The following is a 24,904-nucleotide window of genomic DNA, read 5'->3' as shown; positions in this document are numbered from 1 at the left end:
CACCTCCCTGGCCTTCCCCAGTTCAGTGACTCCTTTTTCACAACCCTATTCTAACCCCTACACTCAACTACTCCTTAACAGCACCAACCACGATCCCAGTAACAAAATAACGTTGCAGGAACGGGTACACAAGCAGGATCGGCAGTGCGCTGATAAAGATCTGCGAAGCCCGAATGGTCCGTTGGGACAGGTTCTTCACCGCTTCTGGATCAAGCTTCGACATATCGGCCTGCACGATGATCGTCTGCATGAATGTCGCGAGTGGCAGCTTCTCCGCATCACGGATGTAGATAATTCCGTCAAAATACGCATTCCAATGTCCAACCATCATGAAGAGCGAAACCGTTGCAATAACAGGTACGGAGACAGGCAGATAGATTTTGATAAATGTCTGCAAGTGACCTGCGCCATCGATAAATGCAGCTTCCTCCAAATCTTTGGGAACGGTACGGAAGAAGTTCAGCAGCAGAATGATGTTAAACACCGCAACCAATCCCGGCAGGATCAAGGCCAGCAATGTGTTCATCAGTCCCAGCTTCAGAATCAGGATATACCCCGGAATGAGGCCACCGCTGAACAGCATCGTGATGACAAAATACCACAGATAGATGTTACGTGCGCGGAACACCCGCGTCTCTTTGGAAAGCGCATAGGCTGCAAGCGTATTAACAATTAACGCAAGTCCAGTACCGAGTACCGTCCGCTCCACAGATACCCATAAGGAGGAGAGGAAGTTTGTATTGGCAAATGTCTTCGCATACGCCTCCAGTGTAAATCCAATCGGCCAGAACGTGACGAGACCAGCATTTGCAGGTGCGGATGCGCTAAGTGATACCATGAGCAAGTGATACAAAGGCAGCAAGCAGAGCAGTGAAAGGATGGTCAGGAACACATTGTTGAATATGCTGAATATGCGGTAAGGCATCGTTTTATGGTACATTCGTTTGTCATCCTTTCTAGAAAATTCGATATCCGGCGAATCGGTAAGCCAGTCGGTACGAGATCACAATCAGGATCAGGCTGATGACCGATTTGAACAGATTCACAGCGGTAGCGAAACTGAACTGCCCACTAAGCAGACCTTCTCTATACACAAACGTATCGATAATATCTCCTTGTTGGTAAATTAACGGACTATATAAGTTAAAGATCTGGTCAAAGTTGGCGTTAAGCACATTACCCAGTGCCAGGGTTGCGATTACGATCCCAATGGGAATCAGTGCCGGGATGGTAATATACATCGTTTGCTTCCAGCGTCCTGCCCCATCCACTTCAGCCGCTTCATAAAGTGCAGGGTTAATGCCGGACAGTGCCGCGAGGAAGATGATTGTGTTGAATCCAAACTCTTTCCAGACATCACTCGCAATAATCGTGAATCGGAACCAGCTTCCATCCCCCAGGAAGAAGATCGGCTTGATGCCGAATACCGAAACCAGGAACTGATTGACAATACCCGTCTGGGCCAGAATGTCGATCAGAATGCCTGATAACGTAACCCAGGACAGAAAGTGAGGAAGATACACAAGCGTTTGAATCGTTCTTTTCAGTGCCATCTTCCTTACCTCGTTAAGCAATAAGGCAAAGATAAACGGAATGATCAGATTCATGACGATCTTCGTACAGGCAAAAAATAGCGTGTTCCACGTAATTTGCAGGAAATAATCATTTTCCCACATATACCTGAAGTGCTTCAGTCCTACCCATTCGGAATTGAAAAATCCCAGTGCAGGTTTATAATCTTGAAATGCCATCAAAATCCCGGACATCGGAATGTATGAAAATATAAAGACCATAATGGCCGCCGGCAACACCATGAAGTGCAGAATCCATGGCTGTTTGTAGCGTCTTTTTCTCTTTTGTTCCAGCTTGTTCCCAACGTTTGCCTGCGGGATCCGCTTACCCTCCAATTTAGCCTCCATAGCGCTTCTCCTGTTCCCAAAAAAAGTTTTTGTGTGTGATCGGGTTCTCTGATATAAATAGTATCAAGCCGTTCTGAGGTCTGACTATATAACATTGTTAGGCTTGATAGTATTTTGTTAGGAATCTATAAGTTGAACTAAAGATGATTCACACGGACACTCCGATGACAGAATAACCTTCCAATCGCTGTTATCCCCAGATTTTTCTAATCCCCTTTTCTCAAGGGGAAAATCCGGTGATAAAGGCGAACGCTTCGCTTTTTCAAGTTATTTCTGTCCTCTCCGTTTCTGTGTAAATAATTAGTCCAATCTATATAGTCTGAACACGAATTAGAAGGAGACTTTTTATGCATATATGGAAGCGCTTCATGCCTTTTCAAGGTAATACTCGATCCCGATTCAGTTTGTTTGCCAAAATAAACTTGTTAATTGTGGTCTTATTCATCCCCATTCTGATCATGTACACCTACTCGAACAACGTCACCTATGATGTCGTCAGCAAAGAACTGCAGATCTCCAACACGAAGCAGCTCACGTTTCTGTCCAGTCAGATCGACTCCCGTATCAATCAGATGATGGATTTCAGCCTGATTCTCTCCCGAGATCCAAATGTCAGAGCATTCAACGGCCTTAACATGTGGGATGATCGATATGACCGGATGCAGACCCGTTATGTGATACAAGAGAAGATGACGCTGCAAACTGGCGTTACGGATATATGGCCCACCCGATATGCAGTGCATTCACAGCAGAATAAGGATGTCATCGCCAATTACAATCGAGCCACAGGATATGATGAAACGTATTTGAAAAAAAATATGAGCGGACAATGGACCTACGGGGACCAGGGTGCGGAATCAAAAGACAAGCTGCAATCCTTCTATTGGTTCTATACCGATTCCTTGGCACAGCCGGGGATGCTCACGGGAAGTAATCTGGTGATTGAAGCGAGCTTCAGTTATGAGAATATTCAAAATATGCTGGATACGTATAAGTCTGGCGGACAAGGCGATCCTTTCTTGTATCACAAAGGAAATGCACCCATTCTCAATCGAAGCGCGGACAAGCAGTTATCTGCAGAACTCATTCAATATCTGGATACGCATTCCCCAGAAGATACCACACAGGATGTGGTCGAACTGAACGGCAAGAACTATCTGGTTAGCTCAGTAAAGTCCACTTATCTGGATTGGCATCTGGTTGATGTGATCCCGCTGTATCAGATTCTGAAACCCATCTCGCTTAGTCAGAATCTGTTCTACACCTGTATGATCCTGCTGCTGGTGGTGGGTATCTCTGCGTCAATCCTGCTGTACCGGAATGTGCAATATCCGATCAAAAAGTTGATCAAAGGCTTACGCCGCGTAGAGCAAGGTGATTATTCTGTCCGACTGCATAGCAAAAACCAGAATGAGTTCTCATTCCTGTTCCGTAGATTTAATGATATGTCCCATCAGATTCAAGATCTGATCGAGAATGTGTTCCATGAGAAAATTAGAGCCAGGGAAGCTACGCTGAAGCAATTACAAGCGCAGATCAATCCGCATTTCCTATATAATTGTCTTGGCTATATCATCAATATGGCCCAGATGAAGGACGAGCAAGCCGTGGTCACCATGGCGCATAACCTTAGTGCGTATTACCGCTACACCACTCGTATGGAACGGGAGACGTCGTCGCTACAAGAAGAGATCAAGCTGCTGATCAACTATCTGGATATCCAGAAGCTGCGCAATGGTCGAATTGAGTATCACATTGATATTCCTGAGGATATGCTGGCCCAGTCGGTGCCACGATTAATGCTTCAACCGATGGTCGAGAATTCCGTCATACACGGCGTGGCGAAGTCCTATTCTTCCGGGGAGATTCGAATTACCGGGGAGCGCTTGAATGGTTTTGGCAGAATATACATCGACGACGACGGCCCAGGCTTAAGCCCGGAACAATACGAAGCGCTAAACTTGAAGATGCAGGAACCTTTACAAGAAGAAATGGGCTGTGGCCTTTGGAATACGCACCAACGAATCACGCACCTGTTCGGCAGTCACTCCTACCTCCTATTCGGCCCATCCCCACTTGGCGGATTCCGAACCGAAATTATCTGGGAGATACCCAAATGAGGACACCGATTCCGATAAAGGAAATACCGATACGAATTGATATCGATACGAACGATAAGTTGATATTTGATTTTGAACGAACCATTTACACGTGAACATTTATATAAGGCCTTGTTTAAAATAAATGATTAGAATTTACGTGAACTCAAGCGAAGGATTGAAGGGATTCTGTAGAAACGAAGTGTTCGCCTTTCAAGCATCATTTTAACCTTATAATCATCTAATTCAGAAAATGGGGCTTGAACAGCGATCGAAAGAACCCTTCAAATCCGTAGCGACCTCGTTCACAAGAAGCATCCATTGATTTTAACTTTTAAGACTTATATACCACCAAGGGAGACAATACACCATGCAAATGATGATCGTAGACGATGAAGCACACTGGGTCGATAACCTGTCCATGACCAAGCCCTGGCACACGCTGGGGATCGAACATGTGCATAAAGCATACTCGGCACACGAAGCACTACAAATGATCGACACCCACCCCATCGATATCGTGATCTCGGACATTCAGATGCCCGAAATGACAGGCATTGAACTGATCGAACGCATCCGCATCCGGGACAAAAAAATAAAGTGTATTCTGTTATCCGGATATTCCGAATTTGATTACGCCAAAAAAGCCATCCAGTTCGAAGCCGTGGACTATCTGTTGAAGCCGCCCACAGACGATGAATTAATGGGTGCCGTTCAGAAGGCCATCGATCAATTGAACAATGAATGGGAACTGGTCAGTTCACTGACACGAACGCAGTTTACGTTGCGGGAGAATCTCCCCCATTTGCGGGGACGACTGCTCCTAGGGGCTTTGCAGGGACAACGAATTGCCGCTGCGGAATGGGAGCGGAAGCTCGCCAATTACGACCTACCCTTTCACACAGGAGATGCCGCATTAATGCTGGTTCGTTTGGAAGAAGAATTCGGACACTATGACAGCAATGATCAGACCCTGATCGAATATGCCATCATCAACATGGCAGAAGAGATTATGGGTGAGTTTATGGAAGTGTGGGGCGTGAAAGAGGAGCACGGATATCTGGTGTTTTTGCTTCAGTTGAAAGAACGGAAAGGCGATATTGGCAAAGAAACCATGCTGGAGAAGCTATCAATTCAGCTTCAATCCAAAGTAAAACAGTTTCTGAAAGGTTCCCTCTCCATCGTTATCACCGAGTGGTTCACCTTTCCGGAACAGATTTACGATCGCTTCCGTCAGGCTTCCGCCTATTTCAGGCAGATCGTCGGAGACGAACGCGAATTTGTCATGCGTGTCAGCGATGTCGAAACACCTGCGGCGCAAGGTCCCTTGGACGTGCTGTATACCCCGCCCACCTTCATTAGTTTGCTAGAGAGCGGACAGTGGGATGCCGCCGAAGAGAAAATCCTCGCGGTCTGCGCTGAGCTGGATGAAAAATGGTCGGAATCATGGGAGCACTGCATGGAGGCAGGTTTTCTTATCACGGCTTCATTCACCAATATTGCCCACCGGAACAAACTGACTCTGACCACTTTAATGGGCAATGATGTCGAGGATTTGCAAAGTGGGGAAGTTTTCGCTACCATCAGCAAACTGCGTAAATGGTCGCTCAGCGTGCTCGGCAAACTCAAGGAAGGCACATCCAACGAGATCAAGGACATCCGTTCCGAGTATGTGAAGAAGATTCAGGATTTTACAGATAAGAACCTGCATCTGGATGTGTCTTTACGTGTACTGGCTGACCATGTCAATCTGCACCCGACCCATTTGTCCAAGATCTATAAGATCGAAACGGGCGAAGGCATCAGTGATTATATCTCGCGCCTGCGCATGGATCGGGCCTGCCACAAGCTCGTGACGACCACCAAAAAAGTGTATGAAATCAGCATGGAGATTGGTTATATGGACCCGGCTTATTTTATCAAAGTGTTCAAACGCCAGTTTGGCGTTACGCCTCAAGAATATAGAGACCAGCATAAATAACATGACTGAAAAACGTTCTTTTGGAACATTCACTAATAGAGTCCTATCGAAACTAACAAACTCATATAGATGCCCTCCCGCCCAAATTGGTACAGTTACATTGTAGAGGTTGTTCAAAAAGTCCGCTTTTGATTACGAAGGATGCCTAGCGGCATCATCAGCATCGAATATGGAATTCAGCCGAAATGTCCGTTGCTCACGTAGCTCGATCTACGCTCCGCTACTCCATTTCTAGCTTCATCACATCTTCTCGGTACTGAAAACCGGCCTTTTTGAACACGCATTTGTAAAGATCATACACCGTAGGGGGATTGAACAATGATCAAATTCAAAACATGGTCGTCACTGCTCATGGTTATCGCGCTCATCACGATCACTGCGTGCGGCAGTGGCGAGAAAGCCAGTGACAATGGTAGCGATAATACGCCGGGAACAGTCGGCTCAGCGGAAGCAGAAGCTGCTTTTGCCAAAGGAAAATATGATCCACCGATCGAGTTCAGTTCGGTATTAATGCCGAAGAAATACGTGCAAGGAGATACCAAAGAAAATAACGTGCACGATCGCTGGATGCTCGAAACGCTGGGTATGAAGCACAAAGATACATGGTATCCGGCCAATGACGATCAATACAGACAAAAGCTGCAACTGGCTATCGCCTCTGGCGAAAAGCTGCCTGATTTTGTATCCGTACCCACCAATGCGGTACTGACTAATCAGCTGATCGACTCCGGTCAATTCATCGCCATTGATGAGTTGTTCGACAAGTACGCGAGTCAGACCCTGAAAGATCACGCAGCAGCACATCCTGAACTGTGGTATCCGTTCACCAAGGACGGCAAGAAATACAACATGCCGATCATGGAGTACACCGATAACGACGATACACTGCTCTGGCTCCGCGAGGACTGGATGGAGAAGCTGAACCTGGAAGCTCCGAAAACCATTGCAGACCTTGAGAACATCATGGACAAATTCAAGAACGAAAACCCGGACGGTCTGTCTCCAGACAAAGTGTTCCCTCTGGCGATCTCGCTGAAAAATAACACCAACACCTGGATGGGTCAGCTCGACTGGTTGTTCGGTGCATACGGCACAATCGAAGAGCAATGGAACAAAGACGCAAACGGCAATCTCGAGTACGGCTCCGTTAACCCGGGTGCCAAACAAGCCCTTGCCAAGCTGGCTGAATGGATGGATAAAGGTTATATCCACGCTGACTCCGCTCTGTGGGACGAAGGCAAATCCGCTGAAAGCTGGACAGCTGGCAAAGCGGGCATTCTGCCTGGCGCAAACTGGGTACCGGACTGGCCTGCACCTGACCTGCTGAAGAACGTACCTGGCTCAAAGTATAAAGCTTACCCTGTTCCAGCTGGCCCAGACGGCAAGATCGGTACGAAGTGGCAGAACTCTGGTGTCAACGCAAGTATCATGATTAACAAGGATGCGAAGCATCCAGAAGCCATCTTCCTGTACTACAACTACTTGCTCGATAACCTGGCTAACCCGAAAGCGGGCAGTGAGTATGAATACGGCTTCGCCAAAGGTTACGACTGGGATATCATTGACGGACAACCGACCAGTGACAAAGAGAAGATCAAAGACTTCTCCAACGAATTCCCTTTCCTGACCGGCCCAGCACGTATCCCGGATCTGTACATGAAAACACTCGTGAAGCTGGCCAACGGCGAGAAGCCTGAGACACCTTACGAGAAACAAATGGCCGAATTCCGTAAACCGGAAAACTGGTATGCTGGTAAAGTCGTTATGTCCCAGATCGACGTCCGTAAACAAAACTATTTCACTGGCGCTGCAACACCAACCATGGTATCCAAATGGAACCTGCTCCGCCAGTCCGAGATGGAAACTTTCAACAAAATCATCTACGGCAATCTGCCAATTGATGCCTTTGACCAATTCGTCGCCAACTGGAAATCCAATGGCGGTGATCAGATCACGCAAGAAGTGAATGATTGGTTTAAATCGGTAAGTGCGAAGTAAGAATTGAAGAAGTAACATGGGTCAAAATAAAAGAATCAAAAAAAACAAGCCGAAGCGTGCATTGCCATCGCTTCGGCTTGTTTTCTATCTCTGGTTAACCCGGCACTTTAAAATACATGAACTTCAACAGAATCTGTACCCATAACTCTTTTTTCAGCTTTATCTTCTGACCCGACCTCAATACCAATTTTTAATGAATTAGAGGGGGACTCACCCTTTTTATCTGGACTTAATTCGATCACAATCGTTCCAGTACTCCGCCATTTGCTATGTAATTTCGTTCTCTCCCAATTTCAATCATTGTGCGCCATGAAGAGTCATCAGAAGAATTCATCCAGGTGGATAATACTCAGCAGGCTTCAACTTCGGTTGATGTTCAGGATAACTGCTGGTGATGCTGGAGACACTCCATTGATCAGGGATATAAAATGCAACACCACCCCAGTCAGCGAGGTCAATCTCTACATGTGCTACTATTTTGATATGATCAATATGCTCCTTCTCACCCTCAACGAATATCGATCCTTCTGTCATTGTCTTTAAATTCGTTGATTTGGCATCTAGATCAAAGTTTTTGACGTGAATGATTTTGCCATTAACCACTGGCTCATTGGCTTCATTTTTGTTGGTATTTAAAAAAAGCAAAATTAACACAATCGCAATAAACATAAAAAGCACGATTAAGTATTTAGATCTTTTTTTCATAATAACCATACCTCGCTTCTACCCTTGTTTCTTTAAGCTTAACACATCATTAACACCCTCCTTTCCTTATCAGCTCCTCCCGAGCCTTTCGCTGAATTATTTCATGATGTGCAGGTGTATACATATATAACGGTACAATCTGCATGGAAGTAATAATTTGTAATTTAGAATGTGGAAAAGTACAGCATTAAAAACTGGAGAGGAAGCGCTAGATTCATGCTTCCGCTCCAGCTTTAAAGTTAAGATCTAGGCAGCTTCCCCTGACTTATGGGTTCGCCATAGTGGATCAATCCTCTGTATCGGTCTCCTCTGGCATCGACTGACCCAGCAAGGATACTGTGAGCTGAATGCCATCTCGTAGTCCCTGCATATACAACCGCTCATTTTCTATGCCTTTGCTGACAATATAACGATTCTCCCACTCGATATATTCAGGTGTCTGCTCGACATCCTTACCTGCAAACAAAACTTCAAATGCTTCGTCTGTTCCCCCACGTACTCCACTCAGTTCAGGATCATGTTCAATCCGGGCAGTCACCTCATCCAGCCTTGCTTGAATCGCTCGTTGCATCCACGGTGGAAAATCCATTGATTCTCCTCCCCTACGCATTATGTACCTCGCTCATCACCGTACCACTCGACTATGCTTCGCCCTCATTTCACTAACTCGTGCCACCAGTTCATCCACCCTACGGCTCTGTTCCTGAACCTCCGGATTGTCCCACAACGGAATCGCTTGCTTCAAGGATGCCTCTCCAAGCTGATTAAGTTTGCGCCGTTCCTCTTCCAATAAGTCAAGCAACCGGCTCATACATCCACCTCTCTGATGGGTCTAAACTGCGCCATGTCTTGTTAAGACTAGACGTGAGTAGTCAATTTTAATGCGATTAACTATATCCGATGTTGTATACTAATACTTTCGTCTAATCCAAATTGTAAGATAAACCGTGATTGCTTTGATGCGGAAATCGAATTAAAAATAAAAACACCGATATAAACTTTCGGTGCCAATAATAAGACCAACTCTCAGCTTCCTATCCATCCTCACAGTCACAGCAGATTCACTGGTCTGTTAAGAAATTTCTCCCCCTCCAACCAAGGTTTTAAAAGCTCCTACTCAATTCTCTATTAATCTCATCCTCAACTTTCAAATGTATTGTATCTTTTTGTTTTGTTTGGTTTAGGGGTTTTGTATAACGTTCTTGTATTCACGCCCCGACGCATGTCGGGTATCCGACGACCGCCGGATCAAGGGCGTATGCCCGTAGCGTGAATATTATGTTAAGCGTTGCTTCTGCCTTCCTGTGTTAAACCAGAAGATTTATTAGAAAATTTCACCAAAATAAATTATTTGCTTTTTAATTCCCTTATTCCATACTTTTCGATTAAATTTTGTATATTTATCTCGAAAATTTCTAATAAATTCTTATCCTCATCGGTTAATCCCCAATTCTTCTTCATGCTTTTAGTAAAATAAGTTTCTGAATCATTAATTACCATAACTAATCTAAGAAAACCAGTGATGCTTCTAGTGCCAGCAAGTTCTAGAATTTTCGAGATAATACCTTTCTGAAATGAAGTTTCGATTAAATCATCTAACTCCCTTAGAGTTTTAATACCATAGTCATTAATTTCAGAAATGACAACATCTACATTCCCGAAATTAGGATTTATCATCCCTTCCTTTATTTCCTTTGAAAATTTTATTAATAGAAATTCTTCAAGCGATATAGTATTTATCTGTATATTAATATTTCCCTTTTGAGTATCTTGAGACACTTTTTTAGCATATTGATTAACATCATCTACAATCGAGTTAAACTCCCTATCAGCAGATTCAAGAGCACCGGCTAAAAGATAAAATCTTCTTTTTATATCTTTTTCGTTAGGCAGATTGATTCCTTTCATTTTATAATTTCGATCGTGTTCAATTTCAGCCCAAGCATGTTGTAATATTGTCCTAATTTGAATTTCAAACCAAAGATCTTTATAAGCTCTAAATTCAGGCAGTTCGCATCTCAGTTCTGATAGCTTAGCAATATAGTGATTAGATCTATAACCAAACCGATCAAGATCCATAGTGCTAGATTTGTTCACCGACTCTTTCCAATCAATTTGAAATTCTTCTTCAATTTTTTTAGATATTTTTTCTACATCGGATTCTACATAAGCAATTACTCTTATTCCAGCCATATCCTTTATTTGTTGAATTGGATCATCATATTTTTCTTTTTGAGCTTTTTGCGTATAACTTTCTAAGTCTTTTGCTCTGCTTACGACATTTAAATATGGAATATGTTCTAATTCAAGAATGTCTTTTAAAATTAACTCCACTTTCATAGAAAGTCTTTTGAACAAATCTCTCTTTGTACCATACCAACTAACTGCCTCGCTATCGTTACCCAATCAAAGCACCATCTTTCTATGGAAATCATTCCCGAAAATTATGCTGGACATTCATATATTAAAAACCTAATGAACTGGCGCAATATGAATATTATATTAGGTGATGATTCTATCTTACTACTTCACCTTCAAAATTGTTTTTATCATCAGACATACTTGGATCTTCAATAATTCACAGCTTCTAAATTGTTCTTAAATCTGCCTTTAAGAAGTTACGCTTAACGTTCCTGTATTCACGACCCGGCGTATGCCGGGTGTCCGACGCATGTTAGACCCAGGGCCGTATGGCCCGCCGCGTGAATATTATGTTATGTGATGTCATCAGTCGTTGTTGGTTGGACATTTTTAAAAAGGTCAAATTGTTCATGTGTGTTTTTTAATTTTTTATAAATTTTAATTATGTCTTTAAAACTCAAGACTACTCTCATCAGATTAGCATATTCATGAAATTCTTCTTTTTCTTTACGAGACCAACTTTCATACAATCTTGGACTCATTACTAAATTCATATCATGTGAAGCAACTACTTTGTTTAAATACATTGTAATTACATTATATTGTTTTTTATTCTCATACAATTTAAATTCATTTATTAATTTTTCGCAGTACCTTTTATTTTCTTTGAAATAGCTCAGTAAAATGTAAGTCACACCTTTTTGAGGAAAGATATTAAGGTAGCAACCGTGCAATTCACCTTGCAATCTATACTTTCCTTTCACATCTACTAATGGATTAATTTTTGTGCAAGATACAAAATCAACTTCTCTATCCAACTTCAACACAGTTGTCTCTATAGCTTCATATTCGTTTTGCTTGTAGCATTCTACAAATTTTTCAAATATTTTTATTTTCTCGTTATAAGCCAATTGCGCTCTTTTCTCAATCCATTTATTTGGATGTTTAAATTCCATCTTCAAGCAATATTCATAAAAATCAAATATGAATGCCCTAAATGCAAACTGGAAATATTGCTGCATGTTTCCTTCTTCAAATAAGTGCCCGTCTTCAATCGCGTTAAAAATGTCTTTGTCGTGCTTTCCACATAGCATTGGATGTGTATGAACGTATTTAATATTATTCAACACCATTTTTCTGTTTGTACGATAATGCTCTCTTCCATAGATATTAAAATGCCACGCTTTGTTATTTACCGAAATTTTCTTTAAGTAAGTACTCTTTTGAATTCTATGATTCAAACGTGTTTTAGAATTCTTGCTTGTTTCTGCACAATTTATTTTTGTACCTTCCAACATACATAACGAGTTATCTCTAATATATTTTATTCTTGCTAATTTTTGTTCTAAAGTGTTATTCATCATCTTCAATTTGAGGTTCCTCTCTTTTAATTAAATGTCAAAGCTTTGCCTTATTTTAAACTTCATTTATATGCTTTATAGCTTAGATGATTTCACATAATGTTTCTGTATTCACCACTTCCAATGTAGTTGGATGTGTCCGGTTGCCTCTACTGCCGGACCGAGGGCGCGTGCCCAATGCGTGAATATTATGTTAGCTGATGTTTTTGACTTCGTGATACACTTACAAATTCAACCTTATTATTTCAATAATACTGGGTTTATCAATAGTTTTCACAATGCTACTATTCCCTTTCTTCCACTTTGCTCCATAGATAAAATCTAAGTTATCGGAAGATTCCTTTTTTGTTAAAACGTAAATAAGCTTTCTTTGATCAATTGTAGCATTTTGAGCATGGTCAATTATTGCGACGATTTCGTTCAGCTGGTTTGAAAGTACAGTCAAGTTTATTTCAGGTAGGTTATACGAATAAATTTCAACTATATCTTCTTTAGTGGATAGATTAATCTGAAACAATCTTTCATCAATATGTTTTCCTATTTCTAAATCATATTCAATTGAATGTTCCTCTAAATATTCTTTAAACTCGCTATCATCTCCCAATGATCTTATAACATTATTTAAGTATTCGAATTCAACATTAAAATATGCTCCCCATATATCTTCCTCAACTTCTTGTCCTAGTTCAATAACATCCAATACTGACTCATACAGATAGTCCATAGGATGTTCTTTGCCCTCTTTTTGAAACCTTGGATAAAAAAATTCAATTATGAAATCTAAAGTCCTATTAACAATTCCAAGTACATCATGAAAATCTATTGCCTTTTCGATTCCAAAATGAGTCACTTTATTTCTGATGTATCCCATTTTTTTCAAAACCAAAGAATCTTTTTCTTCAATTTCAAAAATGATTTTAGCCCGATCTATACATTCAGAGTAATCGATGGTTCTAATATTACTATCCGAAGTTATTAGAATTTCATCTAATGATATTTTGAAATCATGATTTAATTTCCAACTTATAGATTCTAACAATTCAGAATCAGACAAGTTCTTATAAATAAGTAGTTCATTAGTATCACTTAAGATTTTTTTGAATAAAATTTCAACAGCATTTTGTATGCATATTACAGCAAGTTTAATAAATCCACTGTTTTCTTCATCATATTGATTTGGTACTGACAAATATTTATTATAGTATGCCACTCCAAATTCTAGAGAACTAAGTCCATTCCTCAAAAGATTCAGTTTCAATTTCTTAACTCCTTGTTATGTATTTATTTTAGCAAATCCAGCTAACGTTTATTGTTCACAACGCCAGCGAATGTTGGGTGTTTCCGGCTGAATTCGCTTCCTCGTTTCTTTACTTCAGCCGGACCAAGGAGCGGATGCGACGATATGTGAACACTTTGTTATCTGAATTCATGTTCTACTGTGAGTTACTCTTATATTACTTATTTTGCATTTGAATTGAGAAACCTGGTATATCAACATGATAATCTAATGTATTTAAATCGGTTGAATATTCAGTTAATACTTCCATTCTATATCCAATTAATATTGAGAAGTCTTTTTTCATCTGAAGTAATACATTTACAAAGTTATCCCTATTATTTTTACTGTCATTAACTAAATGCATTAGCCATTCAATTGAATGTGTTTTATGTATTGTAACTATTATTGGTGAGGGTATTCGAATCACTCCTTCCTTAGAAAAATTCTTGTTGTGCTTTTTTGCTGCTTCAAATTCTGCATGTAAATAAGATTCAGGAATGTGACAAGACCAATTTCTAGCATTGTTAGCTTCTACTAAAATATTTTTAATCTTATCGTTTAAAGGAATTAAACCTATTTCCTTTTTTTCTGCTAGTTTTCTAAATTTACGATAGGAAAGAGCTCCCTTAGATTCATCACCGATTAAATTGAATAGGTAGATTGTAAGAAATGCAATGCTTGTCCTATGTTTCTCATAAGTTAGTCCATCAATGATTCCATTATTTCTTAGTCTTTCAATATCAAGTTCCATCTCTTTGAGGTACAATTTGAAATAATACAATTGTCTTTGTCCTAGTTGGATAAGATATCGAAGATAGATAATAAAATCATCTCTTGTTTCAAGTTTGTATTCTTTAAAATTCTCTTTCATTTTGTCCTCCTATTATTTCAGATAACGTTCCTGTATTCATGACGTTCGACGCAGTCGGATGTGTCTGCTGACACGCTTCCACGCAATCATCTAGCAGACCATGGCTCCGTAAGGAGCCAATGCTTAAATATTATGTTATACGACGGAATCACATCTTGGAGTTAACCAACACCCTCTTATATTCTATTCTTTCATTGGTCTGTTTCATGTTCCAAAAGATCTCCAGGCTGGCATCCCAATGCCGTACATAATTTATCAATAACTTCTAGAGATACATACTCATTCGTGTTGAGCTTTGCCATCGTTGCCGATGATATCCCCGTCATTTTCAATAAATCCTGCTTCTTAATCTCCCTGTCGATCAATAATTTTTGAAATGGTTTATAACTTATCATATGGTATCCCTTCGTATAAGATTTGAATTTTTCTTTAATTATATGAAAATATCTTTTCTTAATCAAAAATATCTTTGAGATGTATTGACTATAATTTTCATTATGTTAAAATAATATTCAATAAGTTAAACTTTCGTTCGCAAAATAAAACATAACGGACGGTGATCATTTATGCACAATTCTTTAGAAGTCTTACTTGATTCGTTGATTCGTAATCGAATTGAAGCCTTGTATAGTGATCTTCTCAAGAACAATACTATTTATAATCAATTCTCATCTGATCGAAATCTTTATTTCAAACAGTTACATGAACTTCTACCTCAGGATATGCATAAAACTCTATTTCTTTACGATGATGCAGACCTCTCAGTTCAAACAATCCTAGAACGTGAAATCTACTTGCAAGGTTTTAAAGATGCTCTTCAATTACATAATGAATTAAATATAACTTCTAATTGAGAGCCAAACGGCTCTCTTTTCATTCCACTCAGTAGTATTTGGTTTTTGTATTCACGAAACGGCCCAGCCTTAGTTAAATAGTTCTTATCTAACGAAGGCTGAGTCGCTTTTTTGCAGTTTATTCCACAATTATATATCTGGTAGCTCTGAAAAGTGAATTACTGGTATAGGGCGGAATTAGTGTTGTTCGTCTTTTATATTAGTTAACTATCTGTATCAGATCATTTTTGATAATTCAATCTTTCATACCATCTTCAATCCAGTCGTTAAACGCTGATTTTACTACATTCCCATGATAGTAAGTTCCGTATGAATTATCGTACTTTTGTGTCCACCAATTCTTTGCATCCTCAGAAGCATTATCAATATAGTTACTATAAAAAACTGAAGACATAACAATAGCGCCATTTCCATTGTTGTTGCCCAAATCAGATAAATTGGATGCTTTTGCAACTGACTCACCAATCCAAACTAAATTATGAATTCCTGAAGACTTTCTACCAGCTTTCACTGCAAGCGTTGGATTGGTTGCTAAGCCTATACCTGCTTTTATAGTCGGCAAAGAACGGTTTTTCAATAATTTATTTAACATCTTCATATACGTATTGATATAAAAGGCTCTGTTTGCAATCTCATATATATCCGTTTTCAAGGGGGTAGAATAGACAGCAAAGACACAATCTCCTCTTATACCAATCTCTTTCAAATCATTAGATTCAAGATCTTTTCTTAGAATTTCAATAATTTCTGATGTAAAGCCCCGAATCACTTTTGCAATATCAATATCATTATTACCAGTGAACAACGTAGTGGAGTCTCTTAGATCAACAAAAATCGCTCCTGCCCACGCTTTATACGCATTCGTATAGGTAAAATCCTCGTCTCTTGGAAATTTATCCACTTCATTAACCTTATCCGTATTGTCTAATATCTCTTCAACCTTCTTCTTTCGATCTTTGTAGTAATAATCTAAACTTTTCATAGTTAGCCTCCAATTTAGATAAAGTTAAAATTAGTAATTGTCCATCGTAAAAATTAAAAGCTACTCAAAAAAATATATAAAAGTAATAAAACAAGGTTCACAAAAAGATATTCCATTGCCTTCTTTAAACGATGAGTTTTTATTTTCATTATCTTTGAAACTTCATAAATTTGTCCTACTATCTCTTCTACCATATCTGTTTCATTTGCAGTTAAGTATCTATCTAACACATCAGATTTCTTCATACTTGCTACATGTTCAAAGTAAAAAATAGAGTGTTCATTAACCTTATAATTCATTGATAGCCTCGGCTTTAGAACTTGAATAATGATAAAGTAAAGTTGGTAAACTAATAAAATCACTAGCAATATTCCTACAATAAGAACAAGCATAGGCAACAGCGTATCATAAATATCCATCTTTGCAATATTAGAAAAGCTCATTTTTTTTGCTGTTTCCATAAATACAGTTAAAATTAAGCCATACGCGACTAAGAGGGCAGAAGCCTTAGTATCTGTAAACCGTATCAATTCTTGAATGTTCTTTAAGCTCTCCAAGGCAAAAGTGCTATTAGTCATACTATTTTCTTTGCCAAAATCTTCACTCATACTTTTTTATCTCTCCTTAAAAATTGTAGTACTGGTCAATCCCCTATCAATTAATGAATTTAATAATAAAGAGAAACCCAGCAAATTTTACAGTTGAAAAATATTTCTGTCATATAATGTTGTTGTATTCACGAACCCTCACTGGCTTATGAAGCGTAAGCCCGGATCAGATCTACTTAGCCAGAGCAAGGTTGTCTGTTGACTCGGCGTCCTCAAAATGCCTCTTGCAGACCAGGGGTCGTCAGACACGCAACGTGAATATGTTGTTATCGGATGTATTTGCCTTCTTAGATTAACACACCAACATTTTTGCAATAATTTTCACCAATATTTTTTAATACTTTCTTTGATCCCTATATAGAACATCCAGACAAACATTGGAACCATGGCAATGAATAAAGTAAAGAGAGCGATATCAAAGAAAAGATAATTTATCTTGTAAATAATAGGCTTTAAATCTATAAGATCTTTAATCGGATCAGAACCTATGGCAAGTAACAACAACGGAAAAACAAGTTCGAAGCCAACATCCCTTATCTTAAGTATAGTATCTGGGAACTGAATATCTTGGAATAATAAATCATTCAGCTTATTCAATTCTCGCTTGGTATATTCACCTAACTTCTTATTTAAAAAGAAACCTACAAGCGCTAATATTGATAAAATTAATGTCAAAGCAATAGAGGTATGTATAAATCTACTAAGAAGAAAAAAACTCATTAACATGGATGGAATGAATAAAAGACTTGCAATAACAATTCGTATACGATTAAGTATTTGAGTAGCTTTCATTTTCTCCACACTCCCGATTAGATTCTCTATACTATACGGGAGGAATGTATGTTCGGTTTCGATTTTTGTTTTTTGGGAATCTTTTTTGATAGCGTTCCTGTATTCACGACTCGAAGCATGTCGAGTATCCGGCGTGTGCCGGACCAAGGACGAATGTCCGCAGCGTGAATATTATGTTTTCCGATTCTGCTGGCATCTTGAATGTTCTATCAAATGCATTAATTCAGGTCGCCAAATATAGCATAAGTGAGAAATGTAAATTTAGGTTTAGCTTCCTCTATTTCATCCTGTCATACCATTTAATATTACAAATACTCTAGTTCCCTCATAAAAATTCATCGCTAACGTTTGACATTTAAATCCATCCACCTCACTGAATTGGTATGTAAAAATATCAGGATTGCTTCCTTTTAATTCTGGCTTCCAATGTCTTTGTTCTGACTCTAAGATAGCGGATGATCTTTTGTTAAATTCTGTTCCTTCAGGATCATCCTCATGATCAAATAATGTTAAGACAACAAAGCAACTCCCCTTAAAAACCTCATTATTTTCATAAAAATATAAAGCTCGTGTAATAGCTTTGTATGAATGTCTTAACTTTATTATATCGACTGTAATCCAAAGAACTGGAAAGTATTGGTTCTTCAATTTTAATATTGCACTTTTATCAACTTTAATTATTTTAGGATTACGCATTCTACTACGACTAACTTTTGTTGCTGTATGAAAGTAAGCAACAAAATTATTACCTACTTTACCGCTTAAAGTGGCCATCAGATATTCATCTGAATTTGATTTATTCGTATTATGTTCATTACAAGAAGGAACCGTTATCAAGTTATTTCTATATGATTTGTCTAATACGTCCTTCACGTCCTTTTCTTCTGGAAAAAGGCATTAGGTGGGACATGCTCCATTGAAGTAGCTTCCGTACCACACCAATAACATATTGCACTACTCATATTGTCACTCCGTTGTATTTTATAATTTTTTTTGTATTTCATAGTGTTTTTCAGCAGTTTCGGATAACGTTCCTGTATTCACGACTCGACGTATGTCGGGTGTCCGGAGAAAGCCGGACCAAGGACGAATGTCCACAGCGTGAATATTATGTTATGTGTAGTACCAAGCTTCTCTGATCTGATTCGATTATTCACAGATTTCTTTAAGTGCTTGTTCATATAAAACTCTAATACTATCAATAACTTCTTCACTTGGGTCCGAATGGTCCTCTAAATAATATTTTTCGTAATATATTAAATCTCGCTTGCATTGAATATTTAATTCTATCATTTTTAGTCTGAACGTTTTGTCCATGTCTTTAAAATAATCAAAATTTATCAGATTCGGAATTAAAACATTCATTATGATTAGCCCCTCAGTTGCTAATTGCGCTTGACCTTCTATATCATATTCAATCTCGTTCATATATTCTTTGTAATCAACTCTCACATAAAAGTCTGACAAATTAAGAACAATATGCTTGTAAAATTCAAAATGATTATCGATTTTTTCTTTACTTAAAACTTCCTTTTCCGCTTTACTATTCTTTATCATTTGAACAAGCGATAACACTGTACTGGCAATCGACGTTACCCCTTGTATTGCATTCAATAATTCCATTTCGATCTCTCCCAGTTTATTTATTTGGTATTACACATAACGTTCCATTCACGACCCGACACATGTCCGCAGCGTGAATATTTTTTATACTTCACGAATCCTTGATTCTAAATATGTTCCCACAAACCAAACACTTGCTGATGGAAGAATCCAAAATAAAAGAATTAACAAAATCATTGTAGCAGATGTAACATTGTATAAAATAAACCCTAGAATTAATTCCATAATTAATATCATAAAAGCATTTCCATGTTCCCTCAGATGCTTATACGATTCTGTGTATTCCTTCTTGGCATTAGCATTACTCGCTCTTGCATAACTCAATTTTTTGTACATAAGAAATATACTTTTATGTCTAAGCTGAAAAGATATAATGTACGCTTGTAAAAAAAACATCAAAAATAAAATCCAAAATTTCAATTTCAAAAAAACATTATAGTCAATGTCAAAAAATAAAAATACAAAAACACCTATAACAATCAAAACGCACCAATATAAGATCACTTTCCACCATTTTTTAAAAGTTGTAGAAGCTCCGACTTCTCTCAATTGACGACTAAATATGCTAGTTCTAAATGCATGTAAAACCAGTATTGGAGAACTTGCTAAGTAACAAAATGCAAGTCCTATTAAAGCAAAAAGCCATAAGTGAGAGACATTAAACTCTTTAGTTCCGAAGTTAATCATACTAGAGAAAAAAGGATGAAGCAGACTTGACTTATTACTGGCTATAGCAATTACAACAATTGTCCCTACTATCGTACCAACAAAATATCTAACGAGATAAAATTCCCACCATCTTGGATTTGTAACATTTCCCATTTATATCTCCTCCGTTCTCTAAGTTAACTTCCCATAACATTCCTATATTCATGAACGTACGCATGTCCGCAGCGTGAATATAGGAATGTTAGATGATGTTCCTGACTTTTGACTTTACTCTCAATCAATATTTATTTATTAATTTAATCGTGCGTTTCTCATATCTTTCTATAATTCTTTCAATATTAAAGACATGCTCTCCTGATGAAGTAACACTGTATCCTTTCTCTTCTAATCTCTTAAACAACCATGTTAAACCCTCGCTTCCTTTCCCATAATGCCCTTTATTAAATTCATATAAAAATTCATTTAATTCACTATCATTTGTACTTATTTCAAAAAATATTTCTTGAGATTTATTTTTTTTTGCCTGCAACCTATAAATAAGGCATGGGACTATTATTGTTGCCATACATGATACTCCAGCAATAACAAGTTCAATACATCCGTTATTAATACTTTTGATTTGCGCTCTATTTCTGAATTCTCTCAGCAAATAATTATTTCTTGTCATAATGAAATTTTGACTTGAGGATAAAAAGTTCTCATCAATAAGCGAAAATCTTTCGTTTTGCATCAATTCACTAAAAACAATCAATTGATATAAGTCCGTAGAAAAATACCCTAATTCATACAATGTATTATTACCAAAATTAAAATTTAAGTTTTAATTCATATGTTCCCACGATAATTTATCGTATCTATCGCTTTTAAGGAATTTCATCTAACGCTCCTGTATTTACAACTCAGCGTATACTGAGTGTCTGGTGAATGCCCGATCCAGGACGAATGTCCGCAGCGTAAATATTATTTTAGATGATGGTCACGACTTCTTTAATTACTATAGAGGCAAGTAATTTATCATTTTTCCAGTTTCTATTTCTCTGAATAAAATTTTTTCTGAGAACTAGAAAGACAATCCCACATTTGCTTCACTTTAAAATCTGCTAATTCAAGAAGTTGATCTTTATCCTTCTTTTTTTTAATAGTCAATTTAAAATGGGGCTTTATATGATTTATTTTGTGCTTCTCCAACCTCCAAATTAATGTTGAAAGCTGTTTTGGAGTAAAAGCTCCATTATCTTTAAAGTATTTAATAAAACTTTCAATATCAAATTCATTATCAACTTTTGAGAGGCTTACTAAGGAATTAATTACACTTTTTACTTTTGCTTCGGTTACTAGTTTGTTTTTATCTTTATTCACTTTCTTTTTTGCTTTCTCTGAAGAAAGTAGCATCCCATTATTATCAAGCACTCCAATCTCAAATCTGTTGATACATTCTGACCCTATTTGAAGCGTATTTGAATTAATTGTATTTACAATTTCAAATTGATATCTAATGTGTGGATGATCACATAATTCACATGTTTCTTCTGCAATTTCAACATCATACATATCACCTTCATAAACCCATTCTTTTAAAGCCTTTAGCACATCAATCTGTTCTTTACTTACAGGGAGGATATTATTTTTTACTCTTTCAAGCCAAGTTGAATTCATCCTTTAATCACCTTTCCTTAAAAATGTTCTTCGTGGCTTTTATATAATGTTCCTGTATTCACGACCTGACGTATGTCAGGTGTCTGGCGAATGCCAGACCAAGGACGAATGTCCGCAGCATGAATATTATGTTAGGCGAGGTTATTGCCTTCTTGGGAAACTTTCGATTTGTCTTGCTCTTTTAGAAATCCATATAACGCTGAAATATATGTTGAGATGGTTATTTGAGCACCTTTTCCATTCTGATTCATATGTATCCCTAAGTCTCCTATGATTTTATCCTTTATTCCTTTATTTGCAATTATTTCGTTCAGCTCTTCAACCCTGTCTTCAAGTCCAAAATTTTTCATTTCCTTCATTACTTCGTCTCTAAAATTCTCATACCAATTTTGCTTTTCTGTCCATATTAAGAATGCTTCTACCGATCTAGTATTTGGAGCTTTATCATGACAATCCCTGCACATTAAAAACAAATTTGAGGGTTCGTCAGTACCGTCGAATTGCTTGGCAATAATATGGCATCTTTGTAAAGGGACATTATCCCAATTCTTAATTATTTCTTCCCTAGTTGCATGAGGTTTCTTTATATCATATTTATTATCCCAAAATCTTCCACACGCCCAACAACACGGCTCTCCCCAATCAATTCCCTTCTCAGCTAACCAATTCATCCAATATTCAAATATCTTTGATTTCGAAGGTATGCCCATCTTAAACTATCAGTCCTTTCATTTAATCGATTAAAATAATTCCTCCTAATGTTTGGCATTCCTGACGCTCAAGCGGCTTAAAAACCGTAGGCTTGAGTCGTCAGACTTAACCGCTTGAATGTGTCGAAGGATAGGATTCCACCTCTCTGAAATTGTCTTTAGCGACCAAGGAGCCAATGCGACGATGTGGAATGTCCTGTTATGCGTAGTTACTTTCATCTTTGACATACTTACATTAATCAATTTGCCTCAAAGCATTATCAACAATCATGGAAGTTCTTATATAATCTTTTATTAAATAATTATGAATGTAAAACTTGTTTATATGGACTGCTTCATTTCTAATCTTCCTTAGATCTTCAATAATTTTATATAATTCTTTATTAATTGCTCCTATCATTGATAATTCCTTAAGTATCATTTGAGGAGTTTTATTTGCGCTATCATGTAGCTTCGTTTGAGATAATCTTATTAGTTGTTCTTCTACAATTAGCCAAGATTCAATTATTGCTGATCTAGGTGAGGTTTTGGTTAATTCAAATAGATAAGCAAATTTTTCAGATATCACTGGATTCGCAAAACTCGTTCCTATAGGTTCTACTAGGGTTTCAACATTCTCTTCTATGGATTCCATTGTTTTCTCGAAACTCACTTCAAAGTCTTTATATTTTAAATTACGTAACGCAGGAATTAATTCTTTTAGTTGGTTCTTTAATAGAAAGATAACTGTAATGACACAAAGAGGCCACACAACCGCATCTATTAATGAAGATACAAACTCTAACCAATTCATTATTCTTTCTCCTCATCTTTAAATTAATTTCGCATAACGTTCCTGTATTCACGACCCGACGTATGTCGGATGTCCGGCGAATGCCGGGCCAAGGGCGTATGCCCACAGCGTGAATATTATGTTATGTGATGCCACTCTCTTCTTCGAATTACTCCGACATTTCTTTGACTGCATCCACTATCAGTGAGACGAATCCCAATTCATCATTCTTGTTTCGGTGATCAAATTGAAAAGATCTATAAATGAAACCATCTTCAGGATTCCAGTCATTAAAATGAAACTCTCCACTTTCGTCACAGTATTCCAGTAATTTAATCTTGAATCCTGCTTCTTCGAACATGCTTGTAATTGTCTTATAATTATGTACGATCTTATGACTTGCAGCTGGATGTTCTTTTGGACCGGGTCCACCGATCTGAACAATATTCTGGTACTCTTCATTCCTAAAAAAAGCATCCGGAACTGCACATCGAATATATCCTTCTGGTTCAAGAAAATCATAACAAATCTTTGCTGCTTCCACGCCTTCTTCGTAAGACAAATGTTCCCATACATGTTCTGCAAGGATGGTTCTAATCTTTTTCGACTTAAAGCTTTCTTCCCAATCAGCTCGATCCAGTAGATTCAATTCTTCTTCTTGAGTTTGAATCCAGTCTGGATAGGCTTGTGAAGATGCTCCTATTATGATTTTAAGAGGCTTTGAACATTCATTTTCACTCATTTTTATCATTTTATTATTCCTTTGCTTTCGAGTGGTTTCACATAACGTTCCTGTATTCACGAACCCCGAAGGGGTTGTCTGCTGAAATCCCTCCTCGAATTCCTTCCCGCAGACCAAGGCTCCAACGGAGCCGTTGCTTGAATATTATGTTAGGCGATGCTGCAATGAATCACTTACAAAAATCTTCCAAGTAGTGTCTACTTACCTTGTTAGAAAAATCAATGAAGGTCTCTATAGATTCTTTAATACTTATTATTAATTCTGATATGGGCAACTCTTGTCCTAATCTGATCTCATTAGACGAAAACAATGAATTTAATAAAATTGTATTCCTTACGTGCTCTGCAAACAAGAACCTTTGGTCGTTCTCTTCGTAAAATATAATTTCATTGCTCAACGCTTCTAATGCTTCTGATAGTTCGTTCCTTTGAGGTTTGGAGTAATGATAAGTTATGTTTCTTGCGTTTGTTAATTTTTGCAATAAATCTGCCTTTGCACCGTTTCTAAATAGAAGTTTAAGAGACATATACATCTGGATTAACTGCTCGGGTAAAGAATTAATATATGTCCTTATTTCTGCTAATTTTTCAGACTCCTCTAGATAGAAAATAGCCTCTCTTAGGGAAGCAGTGAGAATTTTAAGGATAGATGGTGCTTCTGAAATCAAGTCCGAAAGCACGTCTGAAGATTTGAATAACTTTTTCTTTAGAAAGAGAAAATCATTATGTATGACTGCCAATCCAACTACCCACTTAGCAACATCATTATCACTTGGAAAAACCTCGTTCATGCGGATAATAGCATACTCCATTAATATACTCCTCTTTATTATTATCTACTACGAAGTTTCGCCTAACATCTAATTTATGTACTTCGTAAATACCACACATCCTGTATGATATGTGAACTACGTATATGATAA

The 24,904-nt window shown here is 38.0% G+C and carries 26 protein-coding genes; 4 read left to right on the top strand and 22 right to left on the bottom strand.

The window, feature by feature from the left end:
* Positions 1–67: 67 nt before the first annotated feature.
* Positions 68–940: a carbohydrate ABC transporter permease gene (locus PAHA3_RS02245; RefSeq protein ID WP_047842119.1), complete on the bottom strand. Its 873-nt coding sequence runs from the start codon at positions 938–940 to the stop codon at positions 68–70.
* Positions 941–956: 16 nt separating this feature from the next.
* Positions 957–1,919, bottom strand: coding sequence for an ABC transporter permease (locus PAHA3_RS02240; protein ID WP_371327892.1), 963 nt, complete (start codon positions 1,917–1,919; stop codon positions 957–959).
* Positions 1,920–2,266: 347 nt separating this feature from the next.
* On the opposite strand from PAHA3_RS02240, the gene PAHA3_RS02235 reads away from it, so the two are divergent.
* The 3 genes from PAHA3_RS02235 to PAHA3_RS02225 all read left to right on the top strand — a co-directional run bounded on the left by PAHA3_RS02235 (position 2,267) and on the right by PAHA3_RS02225 (position 7,997).
* On the top strand, positions 2,267–4,039 hold the full coding sequence (locus tag PAHA3_RS02235; protein WP_062833274.1) for a sensor histidine kinase: 1,773 nt from the start codon (positions 2,267–2,269) through the stop codon (positions 4,037–4,039).
* A 349-nt stretch (positions 4,040–4,388) separates the two neighbouring features.
* Positions 4,389–5,999, top strand: a complete 1,611-nt coding sequence (locus tag PAHA3_RS02230; protein WP_062833273.1) for a response regulator transcription factor — start codon at positions 4,389–4,391, stop codon at positions 5,997–5,999.
* Positions 6,000–6,317: 318 nt separating this feature from the next.
* Positions 6,318–7,997: a hypothetical protein gene (locus tag PAHA3_RS02225; RefSeq protein ID WP_062833272.1), complete on the top strand. Its 1,680-nt coding sequence runs from the start codon at positions 6,318–6,320 to the stop codon at positions 7,995–7,997.
* 330 nt (positions 7,998–8,327) lie between these two features.
* On the opposite strand, the gene PAHA3_RS02220 is transcribed toward PAHA3_RS02225, so the two are convergent.
* From PAHA3_RS02220 to PAHA3_RS02185, 8 genes are all read right to left on the bottom strand, one after another.
* Positions 8,328–8,702 (bottom strand): hypothetical protein, encoded by a 375-nt coding sequence (locus tag PAHA3_RS02220; protein ID WP_153028169.1) that lies wholly within the window; start codon positions 8,700–8,702, stop codon positions 8,328–8,330.
* Positions 8,703–8,988: 286 nt separating this feature from the next.
* Positions 8,989–9,291 carry a hypothetical protein gene (locus PAHA3_RS02215; protein ID WP_062833270.1) on the bottom strand — a complete coding sequence of 101 codons (303 nt, stop codon included), beginning with the start codon at positions 9,289–9,291 and terminating at the stop codon, positions 8,989–8,991.
* A 36-nt stretch (positions 9,292–9,327) separates the two neighbouring features.
* Positions 9,328–9,513, bottom strand: a complete 186-nt coding sequence (locus tag PAHA3_RS02210; protein ID WP_062833269.1) for a hypothetical protein — start codon at positions 9,511–9,513, stop codon at positions 9,328–9,330.
* A gap of 536 nt (positions 9,514–10,049) precedes the next feature.
* Positions 10,050–11,108, bottom strand: a complete 1,059-nt coding sequence (locus tag PAHA3_RS02205) for a GTP pyrophosphokinase (protein ID WP_062833268.1) — start codon at positions 11,106–11,108, stop codon at positions 10,050–10,052.
* Positions 11,109–11,416: 308 nt separating this feature from the next.
* Positions 11,417–12,424: a hypothetical protein gene (locus tag PAHA3_RS02200; protein WP_153028168.1), complete on the bottom strand. Its 1,008-nt coding sequence runs from the start codon at positions 12,422–12,424 to the stop codon at positions 11,417–11,419.
* A gap of 223 nt (positions 12,425–12,647) precedes the next feature.
* On the bottom strand, positions 12,648–13,682 hold the full coding sequence (locus PAHA3_RS02195) for a hypothetical protein (RefSeq protein WP_062833266.1): 1,035 nt from the start codon (positions 13,680–13,682) through the stop codon (positions 12,648–12,650).
* 196 nt (positions 13,683–13,878) lie between these two features.
* Positions 13,879–14,574 (bottom strand): hypothetical protein, encoded by a 696-nt coding sequence (locus PAHA3_RS02190; RefSeq protein ID WP_062833265.1) that lies wholly within the window; start codon positions 14,572–14,574, stop codon positions 13,879–13,881.
* A 191-nt stretch (positions 14,575–14,765) separates the two neighbouring features.
* A complete protein-coding gene (locus PAHA3_RS02185; protein ID WP_062833264.1) occupies positions 14,766–14,969 on the bottom strand; it encodes a helix-turn-helix domain-containing protein in 204 nt (67 codons plus the stop codon).
* Positions 14,970–15,140: 171 nt separating this feature from the next.
* Between PAHA3_RS02185 and PAHA3_RS30780 the strand changes: the two genes are divergently transcribed.
* Complete coding sequence (locus PAHA3_RS30780) at positions 15,141–15,428, top strand: hypothetical protein (RefSeq protein ID WP_062833263.1); 288 nt, start codon at positions 15,141–15,143, stop codon at positions 15,426–15,428.
* A 235-nt stretch (positions 15,429–15,663) separates the two neighbouring features.
* Here the strand turns inward: PAHA3_RS30780 and PAHA3_RS02175 are convergent, their stop codons facing one another.
* The 12 genes from PAHA3_RS02175 to PAHA3_RS02120 form a co-directional block, all read right to left on the bottom strand.
* Positions 15,664–16,410: an adenylate cyclase gene (locus PAHA3_RS02175; RefSeq protein ID WP_062833262.1), complete on the bottom strand. Its 747-nt coding sequence runs from the start codon at positions 16,408–16,410 to the stop codon at positions 15,664–15,666.
* Positions 16,411–16,463: 53 nt separating this feature from the next.
* Positions 16,464–17,018: a Pycsar system effector family protein gene (locus PAHA3_RS02170; protein WP_062833261.1), complete on the bottom strand. Its 555-nt coding sequence runs from the start codon at positions 17,016–17,018 to the stop codon at positions 16,464–16,466.
* Positions 17,019–17,339: 321 nt separating this feature from the next.
* The gene (locus tag PAHA3_RS02165; protein ID WP_062833260.1) at positions 17,340–17,810 is read right to left on the bottom strand and encodes a hypothetical protein; all 471 of its coding nucleotides are present in this window, start codon (positions 17,808–17,810) and stop codon (positions 17,340–17,342) included.
* Positions 17,811–18,092: 282 nt separating this feature from the next.
* Positions 18,093–18,683 (bottom strand): hypothetical protein, encoded by a 591-nt coding sequence (locus PAHA3_RS02160; RefSeq protein ID WP_062833259.1) that lies wholly within the window; start codon positions 18,681–18,683, stop codon positions 18,093–18,095.
* A 276-nt stretch (positions 18,684–18,959) separates the two neighbouring features.
* On the bottom strand, positions 18,960–19,433 hold the full coding sequence (locus tag PAHA3_RS02155; RefSeq protein WP_062833258.1) for a hypothetical protein: 474 nt from the start codon (positions 19,431–19,433) through the stop codon (positions 18,960–18,962).
* Positions 19,434–19,517: 84 nt separating this feature from the next.
* Complete coding sequence (locus PAHA3_RS02150; RefSeq protein ID WP_062833257.1) at positions 19,518–20,255, bottom strand: hypothetical protein; 738 nt, start codon at positions 20,253–20,255, stop codon at positions 19,518–19,520.
* A 124-nt stretch (positions 20,256–20,379) separates the two neighbouring features.
* A complete protein-coding gene (locus tag PAHA3_RS02145; protein ID WP_167350838.1) occupies positions 20,380–20,832 on the bottom strand; it encodes a hypothetical protein in 453 nt (150 codons plus the stop codon).
* Positions 20,833–21,131: 299 nt separating this feature from the next.
* Positions 21,132–21,758 (bottom strand): hypothetical protein, encoded by a 627-nt coding sequence (locus tag PAHA3_RS02140; RefSeq protein WP_062833255.1) that lies wholly within the window; start codon positions 21,756–21,758, stop codon positions 21,132–21,134.
* 131 nt (positions 21,759–21,889) lie between these two features.
* A complete protein-coding gene (locus PAHA3_RS02135; protein ID WP_062833254.1) occupies positions 21,890–22,468 on the bottom strand; it encodes an HNH endonuclease in 579 nt (192 codons plus the stop codon).
* Between the two features lie 235 nt (positions 22,469–22,703).
* Positions 22,704–23,261 (bottom strand): hypothetical protein, encoded by a 558-nt coding sequence (locus PAHA3_RS02130; protein ID WP_062833253.1) that lies wholly within the window; start codon positions 23,259–23,261, stop codon positions 22,704–22,706.
* A gap of 148 nt (positions 23,262–23,409) precedes the next feature.
* The gene (locus PAHA3_RS02125; protein ID WP_062833252.1) at positions 23,410–23,991 is read right to left on the bottom strand and encodes a class I SAM-dependent methyltransferase; all 582 of its coding nucleotides are present in this window, start codon (positions 23,989–23,991) and stop codon (positions 23,410–23,412) included.
* A gap of 160 nt (positions 23,992–24,151) precedes the next feature.
* Positions 24,152–24,793 (bottom strand): hypothetical protein, encoded by a 642-nt coding sequence (locus PAHA3_RS02120; protein ID WP_062833251.1) that lies wholly within the window; start codon positions 24,791–24,793, stop codon positions 24,152–24,154.
* Between the last annotated feature and the right edge of the window lie 111 nt (positions 24,794–24,904).

Source organism: Paenibacillus amylolyticus, assembly GCF_001570725.1.
GTDB classification, from domain to species: Bacteria; Bacillota; Bacilli; order Paenibacillales; family Paenibacillaceae; genus Paenibacillus; species Paenibacillus amylolyticus_A.
This window is presented reverse-complemented; position numbering and strand designations above follow the sequence as displayed.